An 18023-nucleotide genomic window follows, 5' to 3' on the forward strand; every position below is an offset into this window, starting at 1 on the left:
GACCATGGCCAAGGTCACGATGGCGCAGGCGCTCAACACCGCCCTGCGTGACGCACTGCGCGAGGATGAACGAGTCCTCGTCTTCGGTGAGGACGTCGGCCCGCTGGGCGGCGTGTTCCGCATCACCGACGGGCTGACCCGCGACTTCGGCGAGCAGCGCTGCTTCGACACCCCGCTCGCGGAGGCCGGCATCGTCGGGCTGGCGGTCGGCATGGCGATGGGCGGCTTCCGGCCCGTGGTGGAGATGCAGTTCGACGCCTTCGCCTACCCGGCGTTCGAGCAGATCGCCTCGCACGTCGCCAAGCTGCGCAACCGCACCCGCGGGCGGATCGGCCTGCCGATGGTGATCCGCATCCCTTACGCCGGCGGAATCGGCGGAGTCGAGCACCACTGCGACTCCAGCGAGGCCTACTACGCCCACACGCCCGGCCTCAAGGTCGTCACCCCGGCCACGGCCGAGGACGCGTACTGGTTGCTGCGTGACGCGGTGGCCGACCCCGACCCGGTGGTGTTCCTGGAGCCGAAGAAGCTGTACTGGTCGCGCGAGGACACCGATCTGGAGACGCGCGGGGCGCTGCCGTTCGGGCGGGCTGCGATCCGGCGCGCGGGGCGTGACGCCACCGTCGTCGCCTACGGCCCCTCGGTACCGGTGGCCCTGGCCGCTGCCGAGGCAGCCGCCGAGGACGGGATCGAGCTGGAGGTCGTGGATCTGCGGACGCTGGTGCCCTTCGACGACGAGACCGTCACGGAGTCGGTGCGCAGGACGGGGCGCTGCGTGGTCGTTCAGGAGGCGCAGGGCTTCGCCGGGGTCGGCGCGGAGATCGCCGCCCGGGTGCAGGAACGCTGCTTCCACTCGCTGGCCGCGCCCGTGCTGCGGGTGGCCGGCTTCGACATCCCGTACCCGCCGCCGAAGCTGGAGCATGCGCACCTGCCCGGCGTCGACCGGATCCTCGACGCCGTCGACCGACTGCAGTTCTCCGACGAGCCCGACACCCGGCACCTGTCGAAGGGAGCGGTCGCATGACCACCGCAACGCTGCACGAGCAGCTGTTCAAGCTCCCCGACCTCGGCGAGGGGCTCACCGACGCGGAGATCATCGAGTGGAAGGTCGCCGTCGGCGACACCGTGACGATCGACCAGATCGTGGTCGAGGTGGAGACCGCCAAGGCCGCGGTCGAGGTGCCGGTGCCGTACGCGGGCACGGTGCTGCGGCTGCATGCGGAGGCGGGCGCGGCGCTGGGGGTGGGGGAGCCGCTGATCACTGTGGGGGCGAACGCGAATGCCTCCGGCGTGGGCGCCGGCACGGGTGGCTCGGGCGATCCGTCGCCCGCCGCAGTCGGTACCGGGGCTCGCCTGTCCGGCTCGACGAGCGGGCCGGGCGGCGACATGGGCGAGGCCCTCGGTTCGTCGCCGTCGGGCGAGCCCATGGCGGGACCGGCGCCATCCGACCCGGCCGCAGAGCGGTACCGGGAGGAAGAGCAGGCCGGATCGGGCAACGTGCTGATCGGCTACGGCACCGGACACGAACCGGTGTCGCGTCGGCGCCGCCGACGGGCGGGGGCCGCGGCGGCGTCCCCCGGGCCCGTGACCCAGGCGGCATCCCCCGGGCCCCTGACCCAGGCGGCGTCCCCCGGGCCCGTGGCCGAGACGGCATCCGACTGGCCGGTCGCCGCCACGGCGAGCCCCGGACCCGTGGCCGAGACGGTGCCCGCCATGCCGGGGGCCGCCGCGGCGTCCGCCAGGCCCGTGCCCCAGGCGGCGCCCGCCGGACCGGTGGCCGAGACGGCGGCGGCGATCGGGCCGCACGCTCCCCGGGTCATCTCGCCTCTCGTGCGCAGGATGGCGCGGGACCACGGGATCGACCTCACCGCGCTGGTGCCGTCCGGTCCCGCCGGGGTCGTCCTGCGGCGGGATGTGGAACAGGCCGTCGCCCAGGGCGCGAGGCACGCGGAGGCACCGTCCGGCGCGCCGACCAGCACGGAGCCGACGCCCGCGTCACGGCTGGACCCCACGCCCGTGCCCCGCCCGGGACCAGCGCCCGTGTCCCGACCAGAGACCGCCCCAGCCGGTCCCGAGCGCATCCCGCTCCGAGGCGTTCGTAAAGCCGTCGCGGACAAGCTCTCCCGCAGCCGGACCGAGATTCCCGACGCCACGACCTGGGTCGACGTGGACGCGACCGGACTGCTCCAGGCGAAGAAGGCGCTGGAGGCCGCCGAACCAGGCCGCCGCGTCGGCCTGTTGGCCCTGTTCGCCCGGATCTGTGTCGCCGGTCTGCGCCGCTACCCCGAGCTGAACTCGGCCGTCGACACCGAACGCCGGGAGATCCTGCGCTACGACGAGGTGCACCTGGGCTTCGCCGCCCAGACCGAACGCGGGCTCGTCGTCCCCGTCGTCCGCGACGCCCACCGGCTGACGACGGTCCAACTCGCCGCGGAACTCGCCCGGTTGACCGAACTGGCCCGGACCGGCAGCCTGCCGCCCGACCGGCTGACCGGGGGCACCTTCACCCTCAACAACTACGGCGTGTTCGGCGTCGACGGTTCCACACCCATCATCAACCACCCGGAGGCGGCGCTCCTCGGCGTCGGCCGCATCGTGGACAAACCCTGGGTGGTGGACGGCGCGCTCACCGTCCGCAAGGTCACCCAGCTGTCACTCAGCTTCGACCACCGGGTCTGCGACGGCGGCGTGGCCGGCGGCTTCCTTCGCTTCGTGGCCGACTGCGTGGAACGCCCGGCGACCCTGCTCGCCGACGTCTGACCCGACCTGCTTCCCCCCTCCCCCGTACCTGGGCGCCCTGTGCCCATCAACCGACCGAACGTTCGGCCTGGAGCCTTCATGTCCACCGACCAGCATCCCGACGTCCCCGACCTCCCCGACTTCTACGCACGCCACGCGGACCTGCTCGACCAGGCGGTGACCCGCACCGTAGACCGCGACTACTGGACGCCCTACCCGGAGGCCCCGAGCACCTCCGTGTACGGCGCAGGAGCACCCGAGGCGGGCGAGGCCGCCTTCCGCGGCCTCCTCGACCGCCCCTTCCCGCTCGACGGGCACCCCACCACCGGCACCGTCCCCGCCACGGAGGTGTCGCCGTACGGCTTCCCCCTCGGCGTCAGCTATCCGCATCTGGCGCCCGAGGCCGCCGTGGCGACGGCCAAGTCCGCGGCCCCGGCATGGCGTTGCGCGAGCCCCGACGTCCGGGCGGGAGTGGCGGCGGAGATCCTCGCCCGCCTCAACGCGGCGAGCTTCGAGATCGCGCACGCCGTCCAGCACACCACCGGCCAGCCCTTCGTGATGGCCTTCCAGGCGGGCGGCCCGCACGCCCAGGACCGCGGCCTCGAAGCGGTGGCGTACGCCTGGGAGGCACAGCGACGCCATCCGGCCACCGCGCGCTGGAGCAAACCCCGGCGCCGGGGCGGACCGCTGGTCATGGACAAGACGTACACACCTGTCGGCCGTGGCGTTGCCGTGCTCGTCGCCTGCAACACCTTCCCCACCTGGAACGGCTATCCGGGCTTCTTCGCGAGCCTGGTCACCGGCAACCCGGTGATCGTCAAGCCGCACCGGCGGGCCGTGCTGCCGCTGGCGATCACCGTGCGGATCGCCCGCGAGGTGCTGGCGGAAGCCGGGTTCGACCCGGACGTGGTGCTGCTGGCCGCCTCCCGCCCCGAGGAACGCACCGCTCCCGCCCTGGCCACCCACGCCGACGTACGGATCGTGGACTTCACCGGCTCCAGTGAGTTCGGCGACTGGCTGGAGGACAACGCCCGCCAGGCCGTCGTACACACGGAGAAGGCGGGTCTGAACACGGTCGTCGTGGACTCCACGGACGACTACGCGGGACTACTGCGCAACCTCGCGTTCTCCCTGTCGCTCTACAGCGGCCAGATGTGCACCACCCCGCAGAACATCCTCGTGCCCCGCGACGGGTTCCCCACCGACCAAGGGCCGCGTACGGCCGACGAGTTCGCCGCCGATCTGGGCTCCGCGCTGGACGATCTGCTCGGCGACCCGGCCCGCGCCGCCGCCACCCTCGGCGCGATCGTGAACGGCGGGGTTCTCGCACGGGTGGAGGAGGCGGCAGCCCTGGGCCGTACCGCCCATCCTTCGCGGGCCGTGATGCACCCCGACCACCCGGACGCCGTCGTCCGCACCCCGCTGGTGGCCCGGCTCGACGCCGAGGCCGACGAGAAGACCTACACGAGCGAGTGGTTCGGGCCGGTCTCCTTCGTCATCGCCACCGACGACACCGCGCACTCCCTGCGCGTCCTGCACGACACCGTACGGCGCCACGGCGCGCTCACCGCCTGCGTCTACGCGACCGGCAAGGACGTGCTGGCGGCGGCGCGGGCGACGGCCCTGGAGGCCGGCGTGCACCTGTCGGAGAACCTGAGCGGCGACGTGTTCCCCAACCAGTCCGCCGCTTTCAGCGACTTCCACGGCACGTCGGCCAACCCTGCCGCCAACGCGACGCTGACCGACCCGGCGTTCGTCACCGGCCGCTTCTCCGTCCTCCAGTCCCGTCGTCACGCGCCGGCCGAGGAGCACGCCGATGTCCGATGAGGTCTATCTGATCGACGGTGCCCGTACCCCGCAGGGCCGTTACGGCGGTGCCCTGTCCTCCGTGCGCCCCGACGACCTGGCCGCGCTCGTCGTCGGCGAGGCCGTGCGCCGCGCCGGGATCCCGGCCGACTCCGTGGACGAGGTGATCCTCGGCGCCGCGAACCAGGCCGGGGAGGACAACCGGGACGTCGCGCGGATGGCCGTACTGCTGGCCGGACTTCCGCACACCGTGCCCGGGTACACCGTCAACCGGCTGTGCGCCTCGGGGCTTACGGCCGTCGCGTCCGCCGCGCACTCGATACGGGCGGGCGAGGCCGAGCTGGTCGTGGCCGGCGGGGTCGAGTCGATGACCCGTGCGCCCTGGGTGATGGCCAAGCCGGGCACACCCTGGTCCCGGCCCGGCGACGTCCACGACACCTCACTCGGCTGGCGCTTCACCAACCCGCGCTTCCCCGCGACGACGACCTTGTCGATGGGCGAGACCGCGGAGGAGGTCGCCACCCTGGACGGCATCAGCCGCCTGGACGCGGACTCCTTCGCGCTGCGCAGCCACCGCCGGGCGGTGGCCGCGCAGACGGCGGGCCGCTTCGCGGCGGAGATCGTCCCGGTGCCGGTGGCGGACGGTGAGGTGGACCAGGACGAAGGGCCGCGACCGGCCACCACGCTGGAGAAGCTGAGCGGCCTGCGCACCGTCTTCCGCCCGAGCGGCATCGTCACGGCGGGCAACTCCTCGCCGCTGTCCGACGGGGCTGCCGCCCTGGTGGTGGCGAGCGGGGCGGCGGTGGAGCGCTACGGGCTGACTCCCCGGGCCCGTGTCATCACCGCCGCCTCGGCCGGGGTCGAGCCCCACCTGATGGGGCTCGGCCCCGTGCCGGCCACCGCCAAGGCCCTGGACCGGGCGGGCTGGACGGTCGGGGACCTCGACGCGGTCGAACTCAACGAGGCCTTCGCCGCCCAGGCCCTTGCGGTCGTGCACCGGCTGAAGCTCGACCCGGACCGCGTCAACGCCGACGGCGGCGCCATCGCCCTCGGCCACCCCCTGGGCTGCTCCGGCGCCCGCATCCTGCTCACCCTGCTGGGCCGACTGGAGCGGGAGGGCGGCCGGCGAGGCCTGGCGACCCTCTGCGTCGGGGTGGGACAGGGCGTGGCCATGCTCGTGGAGCGCGTATGAACAAGACACCCGCGGACGGCCCGTACGAGAACCAGCCGTACGAGACGCTCTCGGTCGAGGAGCGCACGGACCGGGTGGTCGTCACCTTGCGCCGGCCCGCCGCCCGTAACGCCATCAACAGCCGCATGATCGCCGAACTGCACAGGGTGTGCGAGGAGTTGGAGCGAGCCCCGAAGTTCCTGCTGCTCACCGGGCACGGCGGGGTCTTCGCGGGCGGTGCCGACATCGGCGAACTGCGCGCTCGGGGCCGCGACGAGGCCCTCCAGGGCATCAACAGCCGCCTCTTCGAACGGGTGCACAGGCTGCCCCTGCCCACCGTGGCCGCGGTGCCGGGCTGGGCGCTGGGCGGCGGCGCCGAGTTGGCGTACGCCTGCGACCTCAGGATCGCCGGGCCCGACGCGGTCTTCGGCAATCCCGAACCGGGCCTCGGCATCCTCGCCGCCGCCGGTGCGTGCTGGCGGCTGCGCGAACTGGTGGGCGAGTCGGTGGCCAAGCAGCTCCTGCTCGCCGGACGCACCCTCAACGCGCCGGCCGCACTCGCCTGCGGGCTCGTCATGGACGTCGTACCGACAGACCGGCTGATCGACGAGGCGCACGCGCTGCTCGACCGGATGGCCCGCTCCTCGGCCCTCGCCCTGCGGCTGACGAAGCTCGTCACCGATGCCCCGGGTGCCCATCCCGTGGCCGACGACCTTGCTCAGGCGGTGCTCTTCGAGAGCCCGGACAAGGAGGAGCGCATGACGCGCTTCCTGGAGAAGACGGAGAAGACCGACAAGGCGGAGAAGACGGGAGGCCTGGCATGAACTCGGCAGCAGCACCGCCCTCCGTGGGGGTGATCGGCGGCGGTCGCATGGGCGCCGGTATCGCCCAGTCCTTCGCGGCCGCCGGGTCGCGCGTGGCCGTCGTGGAGCGCGACGGCTCCGCAGGCGCCGCCGCTCTGGAGCGCATCGCCAAGGGACTTCGGCAGGCGACCGAGCGCGGGACGCTCGCACTCGCCGGGCCATCGGATCTCGACGTGCCGGACCGGGTCGCCGTCGTCTCCTCGATCGCCGAACTGCCCCACGACACCGACCTGGTCGTCGAGGCGGTCCCGGAAGACGCGGCACTCAAGGCCGAGTTGCTCGCCGCCGCCGAAGACGTCGTGCACGACGGATGCGTGCTGGCCAGCAACACCAGCTCCCTGTCCGTCACCGAACTCGCGGCGGCGCTGAAGCGGCCCGGGCGGTTCCTGGGGATGCACTTCTTCAACCCCGTTCCCGTCTCCGCCCTCGTCGAACTGGTCCTGACCCCCGACACCACCGAAGCGACCCGGTCCGCGGCGGTCCGCTGGACGCACGCCCTCGGCAAACAGGACGTCGTCGTCAAGGACTCGCCCGGCTTCGCCAGCAGCCGCCTCGGCCTCGCCCTCGGCCTTGAGGCGATCCGCATGGTCGAGGAGGCGGTCGCCGACGCGGAGGCCATCGACACGGCCATGCACCTCGGCTACCGGCACCCGATGGGCCCGCTGCGCCTCACCGACGTGGTCGGACTCGACGTACGGCTCGCCATCGCGGAGCACCTGCACGCGACGCTCGGCGAGCGGTTCGCGCCGCCGCGGCTGCTGCGGGAGAAGGTCGCCCGCGGTGAGCTGGGCCGCAAGAGCGGTCAGGGGTTCTACCGATGGTGACAGGAACTCTGACAGGAACTCCAGAACCTCCCAGAACAGGGAACGCCGTGCCCTGGTCTTCCGCGGTCACTGACCGCTCCCCCTCCACGGCCCCCTCCCCCGACCCACGACAGGACACGCCATCGTGAACGCCCCCACCGCAGCGCCCCCGCGGCCGTACGACCCCGAGGCCGCATTCGAGAACACCATCGCCCGTGACCAGCGCATCGAACCCCGTGACTGGATGCCCGACGCCTACCGGGCCACGCTCGTCCGGCAGATCGCCCAGCACGCCCACTCCGAGATCATCGGCATGCAGCCGGAGGGCGAGTGGATCACCCGGGCGCCCTCGCTGCGCCGCAAGGCGATCCTCTTCGCCAAGGTGCAGGACGAGGCGGGGCACGGGCTCTACCTCTACTCGGCGGCCGAGACGCTCGGCGCCGACCGCACGGAGCTGACGGAGCGGCTGATCGACGGAGGTCAGAAGTACTCCTCGATCTTCAACTACCCCACCCGCACCTTCGCCGACGTCGGGGTGATCGGCTGGTTCGTGGACGGGGCGGCCATCTGCAACCAGGTCCCGCTGTGCCGCACCTCGTACGGCCCGTACGGACGTGCCATGGTCCGCGTCTGCAAGGAGGAGTCCTTCCACCAACGGCAGGGCTACGAACTGCTGCTGACCATGATGCGGGGCACCGGCGAACAGCGCGCCATGGTGCAGGATGCCGTCGACCGCTGGTGGTGGCCGTCCCTGATGATGTTCGGCCCGCCCGACGACGACTCCCCCAACTCGGCACGGTCCATGGCCTGGAGGATCAAGCGGCACAGCAACGACCAGCTGCGGCAGCGCTTCGTCGACATGACCGTCCCGCAGGCCGAGAAGCTGGGCGTCACCCTGCCCGACCCGGACCTGCGATGGAACGAGGAGCGCGGCCACCACGACTTCTCCGCCCCCGACTGGGAGGAGCTGAAGCGGGTCGTCTCCGGTGACGGACCGTGCAACGCCGAGCGGATCGCCCGTCGCCGGGCCGCGCACGAGGAGGGCGCCTGGATACGGCGGGCCGCCGCCGCGCACGCCGACAAGCGGAAGGCCCGGCTGCGGGAAGGGGCGGCGGCATGAGTACGACGACGAAGGGCGACTGGCCGCTGTACGAGGTGTTCGTCCGCGGCAAGCGCGGGCTCAACCACGTCCACGTCGGCTCCCTGCGCGCCGCCGACGACGAGATGGCCCTCCTGCACGCCCGCGACCTCTACACACGGCGCAACGAAGGCGTGAGCATCTGGGCCGTGCGCTCGGACACCATCGCCGCCTCCGCGCCCGACGAGAAGGATCCCTTCTTCGCGCCCAGCGGCGACAAGGTCTACCGGCACCCCACCTTCTACGACATCCCCGACGACGTCCCCCACATCTAGGGAACATCCAGGAACTTTTAGGAGCAGCGCATGACCGACGAGGATGTGTACGTCGACGGCGACAGCGCGCGCTGGGCGTTCGGCACCGGCTTCACCGACCCCCTGCACGGCGTGGACCTGGCGGTGCCCGACGGGGTCGACGCGGAGGATCTGGCCGCCTGCTGTGCAGCGCTCGGCGACGACGCCCTGGTGTCCGCGCAGCGGCTGGCCGAGTGGTGCACCCGCGCCCCGGAGTTGGAGGAAGAGCTGGCGCTGGCCAACATCGGACTCGACCTCCTCGGCCAGGCCCGTCTGCTGTACGCCAGGGCGGGCCGGGCCGACGGCACGGGCCGCGGCGAGGACGCGTACGCCTACTTCCGCGACCCGGAGGACTTCCGCAACGTACGCCTCGCCGAACTGCCGGGCGGCGACTTCGCGTTCACCGTCGCCCGTCTGCTGGTGCTGTCCGTCTGGCGGCTGGCCGTGTGCGAGGCGCTCACCGCCGCACCCGACCCGGTGCTGGCCGCGATAGCCGCGAAGAGCGTCAAGGAGCTGCCCTACCACCGCCGTTACGCCGCGGAGTGGACGGTACGGCTCGGTGACGGCACCGCCGAGTCCGCCAGTCGTGTACGGGCCGCGCTGGACTCCCTCGCCCCCTGGCTGGACGAGCTGCGGACGGACCGCGCGGCCGCACGCCTGGGCGTGGATCCGGTGGACGTCGCCGCCCGGACCCGGCTGGAGCTGTTCCACGTGCTGGCCGATGCCGGGCTGAACCGACCCGACGACGTGTCCCGGCTCGATGCGCCGGCGTCCTCGGTCCCGGGCTCTGGCAGGGACGGCGAGCACACCCCGCATCTGGCGCCTCTCCTCGCCGAACTGCAGAGCGTCGCCCGCGCACACCCGGACGCGTCGTGGTGACGGCGTCGGCGGAACGGGCGTTGCGGATCGCCGCCGAGGTCCCCGACCCCGAACTGCCGATGCTGACGCTCGCGGACCTCGGGGTGCTGCACGGCGTCGACGTGACGCCCGACGGAACCGTCGTCGCACGACTCACCCCGACATACGCGGGCTGCCCCGCCGTGGCCGAGATGCGCGCCGAGGTGGCGGCCCGGCTGCGGGCCGCCGGCTTCACCGACGTGCGGGTGGTCACGGTGCTCGATCCGCCGTGGACCACGGACCGGATCACCGAAGAGGGCCGCCGCAAGCTGGCGGAGCACGGCATCGCGCCGCCCGGCCCACGCGGCGCGCAGGGTCCGGAACCGGGCCGGACCTGGCTGACCCTGTCGACCGCACCGACCGAAGTTCCCTGCCCGCGCTGCGCCTCGGTGGACACCGAGGAGATCTCGCGCTTCGCCGCCACCGCCTGCACGGCACTTCGGCGCTGTCGTGCCTGTCTGGAGCCATTCCCTCACGTCAAGGACCTGCTATGACCCTGCCTCCCGTTCGGTCCCGCCGCCGCCCGGCCTTCCACGCCCTGCGGGTGTCCGCCGTGGAACCGCTGTGCGCCGACGCGGCCGCTCTCACCTTCGACGTCCCCGACCGCCTGGCCGCCGAGTTCGCGTTCCGTCCGGGTCAGTGCCTCACCGTGCGCCGCGAGATCGACGGTCGCGACGAGCGGCGCTCGTACTCGATCTGCGCACGGGCCGGTACGGCACCGCGTATCGGCGTCCGTGTGGTACCGGGCGGGCTGTTCTCCTCCTGGCTCGTGCACGGCGTACGCCCCGGGGACACCCTGCAGGTCATGGCCCCGACCGGCGCGTTCGCCCCGGATCTGACCGGTGCCGGCGGCCTCGGCCACCAGGTACTCGTCGCCGCCGGGTCCGGTGTCACGCCGATGCTGTCCATCGCCGCGTCCGTCCTCGCCGCGGACGAGGACGCGCGCGTCACGCTCCTGTACGGCAACCGGCGCACCGGCACCGTGATGTTCGCGGACGAACTCGCCGACCTGAAGGACCGGTACCCGGCCCGTTTCCAGCTCGCCCACGTCCTCTCCCGCGAGCCGCGCGAGGCCGAGTTGCTCTCCGGCCGTCTCGACACGGAGCGGCTCACCGCGCTGCTGGACGCTCTCCTCGACGTCCGGGAGGTCGCCCACTGGTGGCTGTGCGGCCCGCACGGCATGGTGCGCGACGCCCGCGCGCTCCTCACCGGACTCGGCGTCCCGGTGGACCGTGTCCACCAGGAACTGTTCCACGCAGACGACGAGCCCCCCGCACCGCCCGCCACCGACCGCGACGACGCCACCGACCGGGGCCCGACGAGCGAGATCACCGTGGTCCTCGACGGCCGGGCGACCACGTTCGCCGCGCCACGCCACCGCAGCATCCTCGACGGCGCCCAACAGGTCCGCCCCGACCTGCCGTTCGCGTGCAAGGGCGGCGTCTGCGGAACCTGCCGCGCCCTGGTCACCGACGGCACAGCGGACATGCGCCGCAACTACGCCCTGGAACCAGCGGAGGTCTCAAAGGGCTACGTCCTCACGTGCCAGACCTACGCCGCCTCCGACACCCTCACGGTCGACTACGACAGCTGAGCCCCCCTTAGTGGCCTCGCGGTGTGCCGGCGCCGTCCGGGCCGTAACCGAAGCGGATCAGCACCTGTGGATGGCATCGCTTGTCTCGCGGGAGGGCCGTCGCGGCACGCAGGTCGGACCATTCCATGGCCTCGTGCAGGAGTGAGGTGCGCAGCCCGCGCGCGGTCGCCGTGAGGAGTACGTACTGAAGTGCCTGGCCGGCGCGCAGCCAGTCCTCCCGCCGGTCGTGGAGCGTCCACAACAGGCCCAGCCGGACGTGGCGTTCGCAACGGTGCAGGTGCCGTTACGGCGGGCTGCCGAACGCGACGAGGAGGCCGTGGCCACGTGGTTCAGGGAGCCGTGGCCGCGGGTGGAAAGACGGTGAGGGACGGTCCGGGGGCAGTGCCGACAGCGGGCGCCGGACGTCATCGGTGCCGCTTGTCCGAGCCTCGGCTTGACCCGACCGCGGTTGGTCGGAGACCTCGCGGCGGGCGAGGGATGCGTCCGAGATACGGAAGTCGGTGCCGTCGCCCCGGAAGGAGAACACCCCCTGGGCGATCTCCCGCCACACGGCAGCGGCCGCCTCCGCGGCAGCGTCGTCGTCGCCCAGCCGCGCGGTCAGGTAGCCCAGCAGGGCGGGCTGCAGGGTCCGGTAGACGGTCCTGAAGTCCTCCTCGCTACCGTGGCGCGCGCCGGCCATGGCAGTTAGCAGCACGCGGGTCCTAGGTGTACGCCCATCGGGCGGCCCCTGTGCGTGTCGGGCTTCAGCCGTCGCCCTGCTGGGCTTCCTCCGCCCCTTTCTTGCGCTCTTCCTCCGCCCCTTTCTTGCGCTCTTCCTCCGCCTTCTTCCGCTCTTCCTCTGCTTGCTTCCGCTCTTCCTCGGCCGCCTTGCGCTCCTCTTCGGCCTGCTTCTTCGCCTCTTCCTCGTCGTAACCGGGGTCGGTCACCGGTGCGGAGGACGCGGGTGCAGGGGGTTCGGTCGTGGGCTGCTCAGCGGTCGGCGAGGTGGCGGGCGCTGTCGTGCGCGCGGGATGCGGCGACGCGCCGCCGCTGTCGTCCGAGGACAGGGCGACGCCGATGGCCGCCGAGATGCCGAGCACGATGACCCCGACGATGGCGAGCAGGACCTTGTGGGGCAGCGCAGGGTGCCGGGTGGCACGGGTGCGCGCCACGGTGGGCAGACCATCCGTCCTGGCCAGATGCGCCGACGGAGGCGGCAGCGGCGGGGCGGCGGGGGGCACCTGCTGCGGTTCGGGCCAGCCGGGCGGTTCCGTAGGGCTGGCCAGCCAGGTGGCGGTCTGCTCGGCGGTGGGGCGCTGCGCGGGGTCCTTCGCCAGCAGGCGCAGGACGTAGTCGGCGAGCGGGGCCGGTATCTCGGCGCGCAGCTGGTGAGGTGGGACCGGGGCGGCCTCGACGTGCTGCTTGACCACGGTCACGGCGGTCGTGCCGGGGAACGGCGGTCGTCCGGTGAGCAGTTCGTACAGCACGCAGCCGAGGGAGTAGACGTCGGAGGCGGGCTGGGCGGGCTGGCCCAGTCCGCGTTCGGGGGCCAGGTAGGCGGCGGAGCCGACGATCTTGCCGGTGGCGGTCAGGGTGCTGGTGGCGTCGTCGGCGAAGCGGGCGATCCCGAAGTCGGTGATCTTCACGGTGCCGTCAGCGGTGAGCAGCACGTTGCCGGGCTTGATGTCGCGGTGGATCACCTGCTGGCGGTGGGCCGCGGCCAGGCCCGCGGCCATCTGCGCTGCGATGCCGACGGCCTCGTCCGGGGGCAGGACACCGCGCCGGTCGCGTTCCTGGCCAAGGCTCCAGCCGTCGACGAGCTCCATGACCAGGTAGAGCCGGCCACCGTGGGAGCCGAAGTCGTAGACACCGACCAGGTTGGGGTGGTTGAGGCGGCCTGCGGTCTGGGCCTCCAGGCGGAAGCGTTCGGCATCGGTCGCCGCCAACTGCTCCGGCTGCTCGGTGTGCAGGACTTTCACCGCGACCGGGCGGTTCAGGATCTCGTCGGTGGCGCGCCAGACCTCGCCCATCGCGCCGCGCCCCAGCGGACTGTCGAGGCGATACCGCTCCGCCACCAGCACGTCTGCGTCCCCTTCCCCCACACAGGCAACCAGCCCGCTCCGGAATCTGCTGGTATCAGCAGATTTGCGCAATGGGGTGCCCACCCTACAGAAGCCGCCGTCGGGCGGGAGACGCGGTGCGCCCGCGGGGTGGGCGCTCGCGCGGGGCGGGCAAGCGACGGGGGGATGAAGGTGTGCCTGCCCCGCCCCGGTGCGTGATTGCCCGACTGAGTGGGGGCGTCACAGACCGTCGTGGCGGTCCTTCCTGATTCAGCGCAGCGGACGCCGAGAGTGTCACCCCCCTTCTCGGGGCAGGGCCGAGGATGCAGGCCGCCCGAGGCCGGCAAGTCCGCCGGGCGGGCCCGTGCGGTGCAGGCAGAACCGCATGGCGGGCACCCGGCGCACGGCTGTGTCTGAGCTGTCTGGGCCGCGAGCGGCCCCGCTACCCTCCCCCACAAGTCGGTCTGTCCTGCCCGGCTGCCCCCATCGGCAGGTGCGTCCGCAGGGGAGGACGGGCGTGAGCGCAACGCCGCCGGACATGCCCACCGCCGAGGAGCTGGTGGAGTACGTCGCCCAGATCGGACGGGCGCTGTGGGCGGCCACCCACCTGGGTACTCCGGCTCCGGCGGTGGCCCGGCTGCGCGACCGGTTCACCGGACCGATCTCGCCCAGGTCCTCTACCGCCACGTCCGCGAAGCCCCGGCCCAGCTGAGCGAGATACGCCCCGACGCCCCGTCGGAGCTCTGCGCACCATCCACGCGCTGCTGGCCAAAAACCCCGCCGACCGGCCACGCGACGCCGCCGAGACCGCCCGGCAGCTGCAGGCCGTGCTCGCCACCGCCGCCGCAGCCACCCAGGGGACGCACGACTCCCACACGTCCGCCGACCGCGCCGGCTCCGCCGCGGATGAACGGCGACTCACCCGTGGCATCGACGGGACATCGCATGCCGACCACACGCGTCCCGCACAGGGCACCTGGCCGGTCTTCACGGCATCCCCCGGCAGCGCAGGCGGCTCACGCCCGTCACCCCGCTGGGAGGTGCGGCTGGTCGGCATGCTGTCTGCCCAGCAGTTCCGCCGCCTGGTGCTGCGTGTGCTCGGCGGCCATCTGCGCCTCCGCCACGACATCACCTCGTTCACGCACCAGATCCTCATAGATCGGCACGTGATCAGACTCACTGGGAGTACGCATCACAGCACTGGCCCTTCCGCTGTCGTGGTCATTCCGCACGCTCGCTGTCATGCCGGAATCGGAATTTCCTGTAATGCTGTCAGGCCCGGTTGAGCCGGGCGGCGATCCCATGGCCGAGCAGCAAATAGATGACGGCCGGGAGGCCAAAGTTGAGGACAATACGTAGGTCCTCTGTGTCCATGGTGAAAATATCCTGTGCCCATCCGGACAGCCAGTCCGCCGTTCCGCGCACGAATTCAACAAACGGATTCGCCTGATTCGCATCGAGCAGGTGGAGCACGATCCACAACCCCAGCACCCCGGCAGCGACGTCGGCCATCGTGCAGATCGCAAGTGCTGCACGCCGTGCAGTGGCCTGGTTGTGCGCGGCACGGTCGGGCCCAGGGGACCGGTCGTGGGTCCTCTGGTATCCGGAAGCCGGGTCGGTGCTGTTCACAAGAAATTCCGATCTGACGCTGTCCTGTCGGCGAGGTCGCCCCAGGCGCTGAGATTCAGCCTCGGTCTGTGGCCGATTTCCCCCTACTTCTGCGTCGCGCAGGCGCCCCAGTGTTACACCGCCATCCGCAGCAGCCGAAATATGGCGGCCTATTTGGGAACGCACCCAAATATTCACCTGCGAGGTACATTTCGGATGGCGTGGAAGAAGCCGTCTCGTGCCGCCGACCCTGTTTGAAGGCCGTTGAGGTCGTCGAATATGCCGTGGTGGACAGCCCGCTCATGCCAGCGGTCGGCCCGGCCCGATTGGCAAGGGCGACAGGAGTCAGCGGTACCGGGCAGGCGAGTGCGCACACCCGCGTGTGGCCGGCCTCCCGTACCCTCCCGGACCTCCTGCGACAGCGACTGATCAAGGCATGGAGGGGCTGGCGTACTGTTGCCGAACCGGTGAGTGAAGCGGGTGGTGGCGGTGCAGTGGCAGGAGTACGCCGAGCAGATGGCTCTTCTCGCGCGGGATCTGCTGGCACGGGACTCGGTCCAGGACACCCTGGATGAGATCGTGGCGTCGGCGGTGAAGCTGGTCGACGGCTGCAGTGCCGCCGGAATCCTCGCGGTACGCAAGGGCCAGGCCGTGACCCTGGCCGCGTGCGGCGACATCGTCCAGGAGTCCGACCACCTGCAGGGCAAGCTGGGCGAGGGCCCCTGCTTCGATCTTGCCCGCCGGAAGGACGGCGAGCGCATATACCGGATCGCGGACCTGAGCCAACCACAGCCCGCCTGGGAACGTTTCGCCGCGGAGGCCCACAAGCTGGGCGTGGGCAGCATGACCGGCGTGCTGCTCTACACCGACAACGAGGACTTCGGCGCGCTCAACCTGTACGCCCGCCGCCCCGGAACCTTCAGCAAGGACATCGCAACCGCGGGCTGGCTGCTCGCGTCACACGCCGCCGTCGCCCTGTCCAGCGCCCGCACCATCGACCAACTCGAGCACGCTATGGAAACCCGGCACGCCATCGGCGAGGCCATGGGCATCCTCAGGGAACGCCACCAGCTGAGCGAAGACGACGCCTTCAACGTGCTGCGCTGCATCTCCCAGCACCACAACGTCAAGCTGCGCGACGTGGCCCAGCGTTTGCGGGCCGAACCCGGCGACCCGACCTGATCGTCACCGACAGTGAAGGGCACAGGGCCTACCCTGCCCGGCGACTCCCTGCGGCCGACCACCACCACAGCCGACGTCATGGCTCCGGCCCCCCGCGGACCAGCCGAACCCGCACCACCCCCTTAAAGGGCGACTGTCAGCTCCCCTCACCGTCAGGGTGGGGCAGAGTGCCGGGAATCCTGGCTCCCACGCGCTTTGCCACAGCAGCGGCATGCGTCACCAGCCGCCCGGTGGGCTGAAGGACAACGTCCTCCCCACTGTCGGGCCCAGCACGGCACCGACCACGTCCTCACAGCAGCACCCCGACACGGCAAAAGACCTCGAGGCCCACTGCCGCGCATACGAACGCATCAAGAACCGAGGCCACGACCTGAACGCCACGGCCTGGCAGCGCCTCGTCCAAGCCGCAGGCGGTAAACAGCAGGTGGCTGCCTACTGCGCCCAGATGACCGGCTCAGTAGACGAGGCGACCTCTTCGCCGACAAAGGCGAACAAGACCGGGAAGGGCCGGGGCAAGCCAGGCGCCAAAGCCAAGCCGTCGAAAGAGCCCAAGTGAGCCCGCACAGGACGGGATGATGGATTTATCGTGGTCAGGGAATCTGGTCGTAGCCGTCCACTGGCCCGGGCAGAGCCGACAGCTCTGCGCCCTGCTGCTCGTGCCGTCCGCAGGGGGCGAAATGAGAGTCGAAATGATCCACCGGGCTGCGCATACGCTGTTCGAGGTCCCGGACGAAGTGCATGAGGAGATCATCACGCTCATCGAAGCTGTGGCCGAGGACTCGACGACAGAGGCCGCGGCCCTGGCCGCAGTGTTCGGCGAATGGTGCTGGCTTGTGTATATCCGCCATGGTGACGTGGTCGAAGTGCTGGACGTCGGCTGCGCCAGGTGACTCAGTCACCGGGGCCCCTACCGAAGTCCGGCGACCCTATGATCGGCCGACTGCGTGAGGTAACCCGTGACAACCTCGCGCTCCAGGGGACGAAGGTCCGGGTGACGGGCGAGGGGGGCGGGCTGGACGGCCGGGCGTAGGCGAGCCTGGGTGCCCGTCCGGCGCGCAGGAACTCGCGAGCCGCCAGGCGCCCGTGCACCCGGTCCGGGGCGGAGAGGATCCGGCCCGGGACCCGGCCCGGCCGTACCGAGGAGCCGCTTCGGAAGTGGGGAAGCCGCCCGTGTTCTATTACCTGCTCAAGTACGTCCTTCTGGGGCCGCTGCTGTGGCTGCTGTTCCGGCCACGGATCGAGGGGCTCGAGCATGTTCCGGCGCAGGGCGCGGCGATCGTCGCCGGGAATCACCTGTCCTTCGCGGACGCCCTCCTCATGCCCACGGTCCTGAATCGGCGCATCACGTTCCTGGCCAAGGCGGAGTACTTCACGGCGCCCAGCCTCGGGGGCCGACTGACCGCGCTCGTTCTCCGCCGTGCCGGGCAGATTCCGGTGGACAGGTCGGGCGGGGCCGCCGGGCAGGCGGCGCTCCGGAAGGGGCTGGGGGTACTGGCCAAGGGAGAACTGCTCGCGATCTATCCGGAGGGCACGCGTTCCCCCGACGGCCGGCTGTACAGGGGCAAGGTCGGGGTGGCCGTGCTGGCGCTGACCGCGCAGGTTCCGGTGATCCCCTGCGCGATGGTGGGCACATTCGCGATCTGGCCTTCGGGACGTGTCCTGCCGAGACTCACGCCGGTCACCATCCGTTTCGGCAAGCCGCTGGACTTCTCGCGTTTCGCCGGCATGGCGCACCGGAAGACGGTGCTGCGGGCCGTCACCGACGAGATCATGTACGCGATCCGGCGGCTGTCGGGCCAGGAGCATGTGGACCGGTACGCGGCCGACGTGAAGGCTGAACAGGCAATGAGGCGGCGGGGCTGAGGTCCGCCGCCCTGGGGTGCGGTCCGG

The 18023-nt window shown here is 71.8% G+C and carries 20 protein-coding genes and 1 pseudogene; 16 read left to right on the plus strand and 5 right to left on the minus strand.

What is annotated here, in order from left to right; genetic code table 11:
• Positions 1 to 4: 4 nt before the first annotated feature.
• The 11 genes from ACGFNK_RS35000 (at position 5) to paaE (ending at position 11304) form a co-directional block, all read left to right on the plus strand.
• Entirely contained in the window at positions 5 to 1024 is a 1020-nt protein-coding gene (locus ACGFNK_RS35000; protein ID WP_393422451.1) for an alpha-ketoacid dehydrogenase subunit beta, read from the plus strand.
• Complete coding sequence (locus ACGFNK_RS35005; RefSeq protein ID WP_393422453.1) at positions 1021 to 2760, plus strand: dihydrolipoamide acetyltransferase family protein; 1740 nt, start codon at positions 1021 to 1023, stop codon at positions 2758 to 2760. The genes ACGFNK_RS35000 and ACGFNK_RS35005 overlap by 4 nt, the downstream gene beginning before the upstream one ends.
• A gap of 78 nt (positions 2761 to 2838) precedes the next feature.
• Positions 2839 to 4566 (plus strand): phenylacetic acid degradation protein PaaN, encoded by a 1728-nt coding sequence (gene paaN, locus ACGFNK_RS35010; RefSeq protein ID WP_393422455.1) that lies wholly within the window; start codon positions 2839 to 2841, stop codon positions 4564 to 4566.
• On the plus strand, positions 4556 to 5737 hold the full coding sequence (locus ACGFNK_RS35015; RefSeq protein WP_393422457.1) for a thiolase family protein: 1182 nt from the start codon (positions 4556 to 4558) through the stop codon (positions 5735 to 5737). The genes paaN and ACGFNK_RS35015 overlap by 11 nt, the downstream gene beginning before the upstream one ends.
• Complete coding sequence (locus ACGFNK_RS35020; protein WP_393422459.1) at positions 5734 to 6540, plus strand: enoyl-CoA hydratase/isomerase family protein; 807 nt, start codon at positions 5734 to 5736, stop codon at positions 6538 to 6540. The genes ACGFNK_RS35015 and ACGFNK_RS35020 overlap by 4 nt, the downstream gene beginning before the upstream one ends.
• A complete protein-coding gene (locus ACGFNK_RS35025; RefSeq protein WP_393422461.1) occupies positions 6537 to 7403 on the plus strand; it encodes a 3-hydroxyacyl-CoA dehydrogenase family protein in 867 nt (288 codons plus the stop codon). Before ACGFNK_RS35020 ends, ACGFNK_RS35025 begins: the two co-directional genes overlap by 4 nt.
• 124 nt (positions 7404 to 7527) lie before the next feature.
• Entirely contained in the window at positions 7528 to 8502 is a 975-nt protein-coding gene (paaA, locus tag ACGFNK_RS35030; protein WP_393422463.1) for a 1,2-phenylacetyl-CoA epoxidase subunit PaaA, read from the plus strand.
• Complete coding sequence (gene paaB / locus ACGFNK_RS35035; RefSeq protein WP_388677224.1) at positions 8499 to 8795, plus strand: 1,2-phenylacetyl-CoA epoxidase subunit PaaB; 297 nt, start codon at positions 8499 to 8501, stop codon at positions 8793 to 8795. Before paaA ends, paaB begins: the two co-directional genes overlap by 4 nt.
• Before the next feature lie 30 nt (positions 8796 to 8825).
• Complete coding sequence (paaC, locus tag ACGFNK_RS35040) at positions 8826 to 9692, plus strand: 1,2-phenylacetyl-CoA epoxidase subunit PaaC (protein WP_393422466.1); 867 nt, start codon at positions 8826 to 8828, stop codon at positions 9690 to 9692.
• Positions 9686 to 10204, plus strand: coding sequence for a 1,2-phenylacetyl-CoA epoxidase subunit PaaD (paaD, locus tag ACGFNK_RS35045; RefSeq protein ID WP_393422468.1), 519 nt, complete (start codon positions 9686 to 9688; stop codon positions 10202 to 10204). The genes paaC and paaD overlap by 7 nt, the downstream gene beginning before the upstream one ends.
• Positions 10201 to 11304 carry a 1,2-phenylacetyl-CoA epoxidase subunit PaaE gene (gene paaE / locus ACGFNK_RS35050; protein ID WP_393422470.1) on the plus strand — a complete coding sequence of 368 codons (1104 nt, stop codon included), beginning with the start codon at positions 10201 to 10203 and terminating at the stop codon, positions 11302 to 11304. Before paaD ends, paaE begins: the two co-directional genes overlap by 4 nt.
• A gap of 7 nt (positions 11305 to 11311) precedes the next feature.
• Here the strand turns inward: paaE and ACGFNK_RS35055 are convergent.
• From ACGFNK_RS35055 to ACGFNK_RS35065, 3 genes and pseudogenes are all read right to left on the minus strand, one after another.
• Positions 11312 to 11575, minus strand: a pseudogene (locus ACGFNK_RS35055) (hypothetical protein); the annotation flags it as partial.
• 12 nt (positions 11576 to 11587) lie between these two features.
• A complete protein-coding gene (locus tag ACGFNK_RS35060; RefSeq protein ID WP_393422472.1) occupies positions 11588 to 11983 on the minus strand; it encodes a hypothetical protein in 396 nt (131 codons plus the stop codon).
• A gap of 64 nt (positions 11984 to 12047) precedes the next feature.
• Positions 12048 to 13364 carry a serine/threonine-protein kinase gene (locus ACGFNK_RS35065; protein ID WP_393422474.1) on the minus strand — a complete coding sequence of 439 codons (1317 nt, stop codon included), beginning with the start codon at positions 13362 to 13364 and terminating at the stop codon, positions 12048 to 12050.
• 496 nt (positions 13365 to 13860) lie between these two features.
• Between ACGFNK_RS35065 and ACGFNK_RS35070 the strand changes: the two genes are divergently transcribed.
• A complete protein-coding gene (locus tag ACGFNK_RS35070) occupies positions 13861 to 14055 on the plus strand; it encodes a hypothetical protein (RefSeq protein ID WP_393422476.1) in 195 nt (64 codons plus the stop codon).
• Positions 14056 to 14368: 313 nt separating this feature from the next.
• On the opposite strand, the gene ACGFNK_RS35075 is transcribed toward ACGFNK_RS35070, so the two are convergent.
• A complete protein-coding gene (locus tag ACGFNK_RS35075; RefSeq protein ID WP_393422478.1) occupies positions 14369 to 14509 on the minus strand; it encodes a hypothetical protein in 141 nt (46 codons plus the stop codon).
• Positions 14510 to 14615: 106 nt separating this feature from the next.
• Positions 14616 to 14972, minus strand: coding sequence for a hypothetical protein (locus ACGFNK_RS35080; RefSeq protein WP_393422480.1), 357 nt, complete (start codon positions 14970 to 14972; stop codon positions 14616 to 14618).
• Positions 14973 to 15440: 468 nt separating this feature from the next.
• Between ACGFNK_RS35080 and ACGFNK_RS35085 the strand changes: the two genes are divergently transcribed.
• From ACGFNK_RS35085 to ACGFNK_RS35100, 4 genes are all read left to right on the plus strand, one after another.
• Positions 15441 to 16133 carry a GAF and ANTAR domain-containing protein gene (locus tag ACGFNK_RS35085; protein WP_393422482.1) on the plus strand — a complete coding sequence of 231 codons (693 nt, stop codon included), beginning with the start codon at positions 15441 to 15443 and terminating at the stop codon, positions 16131 to 16133.
• A 211-nt stretch (positions 16134 to 16344) separates the two neighbouring features.
• Positions 16345 to 16689 (plus strand): hypothetical protein, encoded by a 345-nt coding sequence (locus ACGFNK_RS35090; protein ID WP_393422484.1) that lies wholly within the window; start codon positions 16345 to 16347, stop codon positions 16687 to 16689.
• A gap of 133 nt (positions 16690 to 16822) precedes the next feature.
• A complete protein-coding gene (locus ACGFNK_RS35095) occupies positions 16823 to 17023 on the plus strand; it encodes a hypothetical protein (protein ID WP_393422486.1) in 201 nt (66 codons plus the stop codon).
• 280 nt (positions 17024 to 17303) lie between these two features.
• Positions 17304 to 17996 (plus strand): lysophospholipid acyltransferase family protein, encoded by a 693-nt coding sequence (locus ACGFNK_RS35100; RefSeq protein ID WP_393422720.1) that lies wholly within the window; start codon positions 17304 to 17306, stop codon positions 17994 to 17996.
• Positions 17997 to 18023 lie beyond the last annotated feature (27 nt).

Source organism: Streptomyces sp. NPDC048825, assembly GCF_043198355.1.
In the GTDB taxonomy this organism is placed as follows: domain Bacteria; phylum Actinomycetota; class Actinomycetes; order Streptomycetales; family Streptomycetaceae; genus Streptomyces; species Streptomyces xiangluensis.